This window comes from Gelidibacter sp. (assembly GCF_035577925.1).
Classification (GTDB): Bacteria; Bacteroidota; Bacteroidia; order Flavobacteriales; family Flavobacteriaceae; genus Gelidibacter.
The window spans coordinates 1-8,351 of sequence record NZ_DATJCY010000383.1; the positions used below are offsets into that span (position 1 = coordinate 1).

An 8,351-nucleotide genomic window follows, 5' to 3' on the forward strand; every position below is an offset into this window, starting at 1 on the left:
TATTGAAGTATCCTTCAAACATCAATAAGGTTGTAAGAACTTACGGCATATCGTATGCGGAAGCTAAAGATTTGGCACTTCAGCAAATTAAAGCCAATGCCATTCAGTATGAAAAGCAAAAAAAACATTTGCTGTTTGTCAATTATACTGAAGGATCTACGCATGATCAAACAATAAAAAAAGCAGACCGTTTATCTGGTTACAAATTGCATCAATTAACCATTCAAAATTCATCGAACCCAACTAATATTATTATCGATGATTATTTTACCATCAAAAAATCAACCGATAAAGGTGATAGCGTTGAAGGCTTCATCATTGAAGTTACAGGTGAACGACTTAGCCAAATGGACAAAGACAATTTGGCCCATTCTAAACGATTATTAGAAACCACGAATTCGGGCACAGAAGTCTGGATTTATGTTTATATAAATGAATAACACATGGAAAATATAACCAAAAACATCGATCATATTTTAAATCGGATTGAAACAGCTTGTAAAATTTCGGGGCGAAATAGCAACGATGTCAAACTGCTAATGGCAACCAAAACCGTATCTGCTGAAAATATAAAACTTGCTTTAGAATATGGTCAGACCTTAATTGGTGAAAATAAAATCCAAGAGATTAAGGAAAAATACGACGACTTAAAAAGTGTAGCGCACCAAAAGCATTTTATAGGCCATCTACAAACCAATAAAGTCAAAGAACTTATACGATATGACGTGGGTTGCATCGAGTCATTAGATCGGATTAAATTGGCAGAAAAACTACAAAACCGACTGGAATACGAAGACAGAACGATGGATGCTTTTTTACAATTCAACACCTCTTATGAACCTAGCAAATTTGGAATGGCACCTGAAAACGCAATAAAATTCGCAAAGGAAGTTCAACAGTTTGACCGTATTAATATTAAAGGATTGATGACTATTGGTTTATTTTCAGCAGAAAAAGAACAGGTGAGGAAATGTTTTAAATTACTAAAAAACATACAACAGCAACTTTTAGACTTGGATCTTCCCGTTCATGACTTATCGATGGGAATGAGCGGTGATCTGGAAACGGCCATTGAAGAAGGATCGACCATAATTAGAATAGGAACGGCTATTTTTGGCAAACGAAAATATCCAGACAGTTACTATTGGAATGAGGGTCATTAAAGTTGGCACCTGCTTAATATAAATACTTAATTTCATAAATCGACCTCATTCAAAAACAAAAAACCCAATACTATGATGTATTGGGTTTTTCTATATTCAAAGATTTTAGAATTACACTAAATCTTTTAATTCATACGTGGTTTTTATCCACCAAAGTCATCAAATCTGATGTTTTCATCCGGGATTCCGAAGTCTTCTCCCATTTTTTGAACCGCTTGGTTCATTAATGGTGGTCCACAGAAATACAATTCAATATCTTCAGGTGAATCGTGATGGTTCAAATAGTTCTCAATCACACAATTATGGATGAAACCAACAAATCCATCACCAGGAGCATCTATATTTTCTTTCACTTTCCAATTGTCTTCTTCCAATGGTTCAGACAAAGCCAAGTAAAATTTAAAGTTAGGAAAATCGCGCTCCAATTCACGGAAATGCTCCAAATAGAACAATTCACGTTTAGAACGTCCACCGTACCAATAAGTTACTTTTCTACCTGTTTTCAAGGTTTTGAACAAGTGGTACAAGTGTGAACGCATTGGCGCCATTCCTGCTCCACCTCCAACATATAACATTTCTGCCTCAGATTCATTGATAAAGAATTCACCGTAAGGGCCGGAAATAACAACTTTATCACCTTTCTTCTGGTTAAAGATATAAGACGAAGCGATACCCGGATTGACATCCATCCATCCTCCTTTTGCTCTATCAAACGGTGGCGTTGCAATACGTACGTTTAGCATGATCTCTCTGCCCTCTGCTGGGTAGGAAGCCATGGAGTAGGCACGCTCGGTAGTTTCGTCGTTTTTCATCACTAATGGCCACAACTTAAACTTGTCCCACTCGTCTTGAAATTTATCAGGAGAATCATGCTCTTCAGGATGTGCGGTAATATCCATATCCTTAAAGTTAATAGTACATGGTGGAATTTCAATCTGGATGTATCCACCCGCTTTATAGCCCATGTCCTCAGGAATTTCAACAACAAACTCCTTAATGAAAGAGGCTACGTTATAATTTCTAACAACGACAGCTTCCCATTTTTTAATTCCAAAAACTTCTTCTGGAATGGTGATTTCCATGTCTTGTTTTACTTTTACCTGACAAGATAAACGGATACCTTCCTTTAATTGCGTCCGGGTAAAGTGTGGCGTTTCGGTTGGAAGGGCTTCACCTCCACCGGATAAAACATGGCATTCACACTGAATACAAGTTCCACCTCCACCACATGCCGATGGTAAAAATATTTTTTGTCCACTTAAGGTGGTCAATAATGAGTTTCCTGAAGGCACTTCAAGCACTTTTTCCCCATTAATGGTAATTTTTACAGGTCCTGATGGTGCTAATTTCTGTTTTACAACTAACAAAAGTGTAACCAATACAAGCGTAATTACTAAAAACGCGATAATTGTAGCTAAGATAACACCTGTTGTACTTACTGCTAATAACATATTATTGATTTAATGCGGTTGTAGTTTGGTCTAAATGTTCGTTCTTTAAGGTCACCTCAACGTCATTATCCTTCTTAATAGGCTGTACTGCTTGCTCCACAGCTTCTGGGCTTTGTTCACCATCGTCACCTCCGGTAAGCATACCTCCAAAGCTCATAAAACCAATAGCCATTAATCCGGTAAGGATAAAGGTAATTCCTAAACCTCTTAAAGCTGGAGGTACTGCCGAGTATCTAATTTTTTCACGAATAGCGGCAATGGCAAGAATGGCCAAAAACCAACCAATACCAGATCCAACACCATAAGTAACTGCTTCGCCAAGCGTAGGGATTTCACGAGATTGCATAAATAAAGAACCTCCTAAAATAGCACAGTTAACAGCAATTAACGGTAAAAATATACCCAATGAATTATATAAAGACGGAGAAAATTTCTCAACCACAATTTCTACCAATTGCACCATTGTAGCGATGGTAGCAATAAATAAAATATAGGATAAAAAACCTAAATCATAATCTGCATATTCAGGTCCTAACCATGACAAAGCACCTTCTTGTAAAATGTATTGATCCAACAACCAGTTTAATGGTACCGTTACCGCCAATACAAATATCACAGCAGCTCCAAGGCCAACTGCAGTAGCAACTTTTTTAGATACCGCCAGATAAGAGCACATTCCTAGGAAGTATGCAAATATCATGTTATCTACAAAAATTGATTTAAAAAATAATTCTATATGTTCCATGTTTTTTTAGAATTAAGATTTAGGATGTTTAATGCACAAAGATTTTGAAATCAAACATCTTATATCTAATTAATTATCTTCTATTAATGCTTTGTTTTTAGAGCGTTGTACCCAAATGATCAATCCGATAACAATCAACGCCATTGGAGGCAATACCATGAAACCGTTGTTCTCGTAACCTATACTGTACAATCCGGTTTTTTCGATAGGATCACCCAAAACTTTAATACCAAGTAAAGTTCCTGAACCAAGCAATTCTCTAAAGAAACCAACAATAACTAAGATAATACCATATCCGGCAGCATTACCAACTCCGTCCAAGAACGATTTCCAAGGGCCGTTAGCCAACGCAAAGGCTTCAAATCGCCCCATAATGATACAGTTGGTGATAATCAATCCAATAAATACTGAAAGTTCTTTGCTTAAAGAATAAGCATAAGCCTTTAATACTTGATCCACAATAATTACCAAAGTGGCAACGACAATCAATTGCGCAATAATTCTAATTTTAGATGGAATGATATTACGCATTAACGAAATTACAACGTTCCCCATTGCAAGTACGAAAATCACAGAAACAGCCATCACAATAGATGGTTTTAGCTGCGCCGTAATAGCTAGTGCCGAACAAATACCCAATACCTGAATGGTAATAGGGTTATCATCTAATAAAGGATCAGTTACTAATTTCTTATTTTTTCTAGAAAACAAAGGTTCCTTAGGAGTGTTCACTTTTTTTTCTTTTTCTGCTACTTCTGCCATTTCTATTATTTTAAAGTTTTAAAATAAGGTACATACATTTTCAAATCCTTTTTGATCATTGCTGTTACACCATCGCCAGTAATTGTTGCACCTGCCATTGCATCTACAGCATGGTCGGTTTTCCTATCATTTCTAGGATCGGAATTACCTTTTGCAACATTGATTCCTTGAAAATCACCTGAACTGTCTAATAGGTGTTCACCTTCAAAATCGTCCATAAAAAAACGTTCCTTAATTCCAGTACCTAAACCAGGAGTTTCGCCAGCATGGTCAAAAAACACACCTTGAACCACCATATCTTTATCTACAGTTACAAAACCCCAAATGGCATCCCATAATCCCTTGCCACGTACAGGAATAATATATACTGTTTTACCCTCTTTTTGAGCTTCAAATAATGGTAATCTTCTGGTATAATTTGGATCCTTGGCTAAACCTTCTTCTTTCTTAATGCTTATCATGTAAGCCAAAGGATCTTCAGTTACTTTATCACCTTCAATAACATATTGTTTAACAATAGACTCATTGAAAATAGCATCAACCTTATCTGCTGAAACGAATTTTACATCACTTGGTCCACTATTTTCATTAACGCCCAAGGCATATAATATGTTTTGTTGTATTTCAAAACGCTCATTAGCTTTTACCATTGGTTTTAATCCTTGGGCAAGTCCTGCAAGAATAGAACCTACTACCAAAACCATCACAACGGCAAAAATAATGGTATAACTGTTTTTATCTGTATCGATTGCCATAACTTATGCTGTTTTTAATTTTGCTCGTTTTAATCGTTTGTTTACGTTGCCTTTTACAACATAATGATCGATAGTTGGAGCAAACACGTTCATTAATAAAATTGCCAACATTACGCCTTCTGGGTAGGCAGGGTTAAACACTCGTATCATAATAGAGATGAACCCTATGAGAAAGCCGTAAATCCATTTACCTTTATTGGTCTGTGAGCCGGTTACAGGATCGGTTGCCATAAAGACAATACCAAAGGCCAATCCGCCCATAAGGAGATGCTGCCAAAACTCAGTGCTCATTAACGTATAGAACTTACTTGTTTGGGTAATCCAACCACTGTCAACAACGATATTGAAAATGTATCCCATGACCAAAGCGCCAATCACTGAACTCAACATTATTCGCCAACTGGCAATTTTTGTAAAAATCAGGAACAATCCTGCCAAAAGAATTAATACGGTAGAAGTTTCTCCTATGGAACCAGGTATAAAGCCAAAAAACATATCCATGACAGAATAGTCAACCGGATGTGATTGTGCCAAGCTTCCCAAAATTGTTTCTCCGGATATGGCATCGGCTGTTGATCCGTTTGCTATTTCCTGAGCTCTTTCTGCTGCACCCTGTACCCACACTTTATCACCACTCATCCAAGTAGGGTATGCGAAGAATAAGAATGCCCTAATGGTTAGCGCTGGATTTAGGATATTCATTCCAGTACCTCCAAACACTTCTTTTCCGATAACCACACCAAAAATAACGGCAATGATCAACATCCAATAAGGTGTATCAATAGGTATGATTAACGGCACTAACATTCCCGTTACCAAGTACCCTTCTTCAACCTCGTGGCCTTTGATGATAGCAAAAATAAATTCGACTCCTAATCCGACGGCATATGAAATGATAATCAACGGCAATACTTTCCAGAAGCCAAAAGCGAAGTTTTGAAGCGTCCAAAATTCGCTACTGAAAAAACCACCGGAAACCGCCTGGATTTCACCAATAGCCAGAAAATGCTGATATCCGGTATTGAACATACCAAAAATCAAACATGGTATCAAGGCCATGATTACGGTATTCATGGTACGCTTTAAATCATCTGCCGCTTTAATATGTGTACCGCCGCGTGCAGTATCATTTGGTGTGTATAAAAAAGTATGAAGGGCATTAAAGGCCGGAGCCATTTTGGTTCCCTTATATTTCTCTTTTAAATTATGTAAGTTTTGTTTTAAACCCATTGTCTTTAATATTAACCGATTTCTTTTATCATCAAATCCAACCCTTCTCTAATAATATGCTGATGTGGTTGTTTTGATACACATACAAACTCTGTCAAGGCAAAATCCTCTGGAGCTACTTCATACATTCCCAAAGCTTCCATTTCATCCAAATCTTTATACAGACATGATTTTAGAATTTGCATAACAAAAATATCCAACGGAAAGACTTCTTCATAATTTCCTGTCAACACAAAATTTCGGTGTTCACCGTTCATATTTGTGTTTAAATCGTACACTTTGTTGGGTGCCAACCACGAAAACGTAAGTGCTCTTGAAATAGACAGTTTATCAAAAATAGGTTTATTCCACCCAAACAACTCGTAATCATCACCTTCTGGAATCACAGTAATAATATTGCTATAATAATCCAAAAAGCCATCAGGGTTAACCTGAGTTCCTGATAGGACATTTCCTGAAATGATACGGGCATTACTATTCTGTTCGATACCATTATCATAGATCATGGTAGCCACTTCACTGCCAATTTTGGTAACAAAATAACGTGGCTTTTTAATCGATGAACCTGCAAGTGCTACAATACGCTCGGCATTAAACTTACCGGTAAGCAACAACTCTCCAATAATCACCAAGTCTTGTGCAGCAACCGTCCAAACGGTTTCACCTTTATTAACGGGATCTATTTTATTGATTTGGGTTCCTACATTCCCCGAAGGATGTGGCCCAGATATTTTGTGAAGCGCAATTCCTGATAGGCCCGCCAATGGCGATTTTGAGTTTTGACCAACCGTAACATGTACTTTTCCTGGCGTCAACTTACCCAGTGCGGTGACTGCAGCTTGCAATTCGGCCTCCTTGCCCTGAAGCGTATAATCAAGGTCGGCAGCTAAAGGTGCGCTGGCATAACCCGAAATAAAAATAGCTTTTGGAGTTCGGTCCGTTTTGGCAATAATGTCATACGGGCGTTGTTTGATAAATGCCCAACAACCGCTTGCCAATAATTGGGCTTTAATGGCATCTGCAGTGGCGGTAGCAACGTTCAGCTTACCGTTGTCTTGATAAACTTGCTCTTTATCTGCCTGAATCTTGATGCTCACAATGCGTCTCTTTTCTCCTCTTGCTATTTCGATAATCTCTCCCGAAACCGGCGAAACAAATTTCACAGCCTCATTGGTTTTATCATAAAAAATAGGCTCACCGGCTTTCACCTTTGCACCTTCTTTTAATACCATTTTTGGGATAACACCATGAAAATCATCAGGTCGGAGCGTATAAAAATTGCTCAAAACAGCTTTTTCAGTAGTTTTTTCAGCAATCCCCTTAAGTTTGATGTCAAGGCCTTTCTTAATCTTAATGTCGTTTGACATATTATAAATCTATTGGTTAATAGTTACAATGATGCGATTTATTATAGTAAAAATCGGTGCAAATTTACAAATTAATAATGCAGTTTCCATAATTATTGTTATAAAAATTCTACGAAATCATTAATGCAAACTTTAAATTTTACTTTTTTAATTTATATCCTTTGTAGGCAATCTTTTACATTTTGGAATTGGAGAGTCTAAGGATCAAATCAAAATCCTCAACAAATTTACCTCATAATTATTGAATGACATTTGTTTTTGATTGAAAATTCAACAATTAAATGGCAGTTTTTAGTTTCTAGGCTTCAAATTGACATAAGACCAAATGACATAAGACATTAGGACGATTTTGTGAAATACATTACTTGAACTTCGCGGAGTCTTTCCGCTACGTTCTATATTCTAAAAATTTCAACGTCGATCTCTCCCGATAGCTCGGAATTCAATTTCAACTTCTTCCGATAGTTATTGCAATTCAACTACTTTACCCTCTACCCACTAATTAACGGTTGTCGATTTGTCTAAATTCTAGATTCTAAGCTCTTGTCTCCAAATTGGCACAAGACGTAAGACTACTTGTAAAATATATCATGGTTTTCGGTCTTCCGTCATCGGTCATCATTGGTCATTATCAAATAATCTCCATAGCAGCTATACTCCACAAAAAAAACCATTAAAGCGCCATAACTTTAATGGTTTTTCCTTGGTACATGACAAGAATTATATTTGATGGGTTCTCCTTGATTTTCTATCCCTGCCCTAAAGGGTGAATCAAGGAAAACCGGCTAATTCATAATTTTCTTGGTAATGGTTCCGACAGTTTCCAACTTGATTTCGGTGAGATAAACGCCTTTTGGAAATTGGAATGCGGTTTGGAT

General features: G+C 37.1%; 7 protein-coding genes and 1 pseudogene. 2 read left to right on the forward strand and 6 right to left on the reverse strand.

From position 1 onward, the window contains the following. A pseudogene (locus tag VNJ50_RS14455) lies at positions 1-440 on the forward strand (hypothetical protein); the annotation flags it as partial. A gap of 3 nt (positions 441-443) precedes the next feature. Beyond that, positions 444-1,163 (forward strand): YggS family pyridoxal phosphate-dependent enzyme, encoded by a 720-nt coding sequence (locus VNJ50_RS14460; RefSeq protein ID WP_325583005.1) that lies wholly within the window; start codon positions 444-446, stop codon positions 1,161-1,163. 143 nt (positions 1,164-1,306) lie between these two features. Here VNJ50_RS14460 and nqrF read toward each other — a convergent pair whose 3' ends face one another. The 6 genes from nqrF to VNJ50_RS14490 all read right to left on the reverse strand — a co-directional run bounded on the left by nqrF (position 1,307) and on the right by VNJ50_RS14490 (position 7,473). Continuing rightward, entirely contained in the window at positions 1,307-2,614 is a 1,308-nt protein-coding gene (nqrF, locus tag VNJ50_RS14465; RefSeq protein ID WP_325583006.1) for an NADH:ubiquinone reductase (Na(+)-transporting) subunit F, read from the reverse strand. Between the two features lies 1 nt (position 2,615). Continuing rightward, positions 2,616-3,359, reverse strand: a complete 744-nt coding sequence (gene nqrE, locus VNJ50_RS14470; protein ID WP_325583007.1) for an NADH:ubiquinone reductase (Na(+)-transporting) subunit E — start codon at positions 3,357-3,359, stop codon at positions 2,616-2,618. Between the two features lie 69 nt (positions 3,360-3,428). After that, positions 3,429-4,121, reverse strand: a complete 693-nt coding sequence (locus tag VNJ50_RS14475) for an NADH:ubiquinone reductase (Na(+)-transporting) subunit D (protein ID WP_325583008.1) — start codon at positions 4,119-4,121, stop codon at positions 3,429-3,431. Between the two features lie 5 nt (positions 4,122-4,126). After that, positions 4,127-4,876, reverse strand: coding sequence for a Na(+)-translocating NADH-quinone reductase subunit C (locus VNJ50_RS14480; protein WP_325583009.1), 750 nt, complete (start codon positions 4,874-4,876; stop codon positions 4,127-4,129). 3 nt (positions 4,877-4,879) lie between these two features. After that, on the reverse strand, positions 4,880-6,106 hold the full coding sequence (locus VNJ50_RS14485; protein WP_325583010.1) for an NADH:ubiquinone reductase (Na(+)-transporting) subunit B: 1,227 nt from the start codon (positions 6,104-6,106) through the stop codon (positions 4,880-4,882). A gap of 11 nt (positions 6,107-6,117) precedes the next feature. Further along, complete coding sequence (locus VNJ50_RS14490; protein WP_325583011.1) at positions 6,118-7,473, reverse strand: Na(+)-translocating NADH-quinone reductase subunit A; 1,356 nt, start codon at positions 7,471-7,473, stop codon at positions 6,118-6,120. Between the last annotated feature and the right edge of the window lie 878 nt (positions 7,474-8,351).

Bases quoted from the DNA above. Each gene is read 5' to 3' on its own strand.
- VNJ50_RS14480 (WP_325583009.1), bottom strand. From the start codon at position 4,876: ATGGCAATCGATACAGATAAAAACAGTTATACCATTATTTTTGCCGTT.
- nqrE (WP_325583007.1), bottom strand. From the start codon at position 3,359: ATGGAACATATAGAATTATTTTTTAAATCAATTTTTGTAGATAACATG.
- nqrF (WP_325583006.1), bottom strand. From the start codon at position 2,614: ATGTTATTAGCAGTAAGTACAACAGGTGTTATCTTAGCTACAATTATC.
- VNJ50_RS14475 (WP_325583008.1), bottom strand. From the start codon at position 4,121: ATGGCAGAAGTAGCAGAAAAAGAAAAAAAAGTGAACACTCCTAAGGAA.
- VNJ50_RS14485 (WP_325583010.1), bottom strand. From the start codon at position 6,106: ATGGGTTTAAAACAAAACTTACATAATTTAAAAGAGAAATATAAGGGA.
- VNJ50_RS14460 (WP_325583005.1), top strand. From the start codon at position 444: ATGGAAAATATAACCAAAAACATCGATCATATTTTAAATCGGATTGAA.
- VNJ50_RS14490 (WP_325583011.1), bottom strand. From the start codon at position 7,473: ATGTCAAACGACATTAAGATTAAGAAAGGCCTTGACATCAAACTTAAG.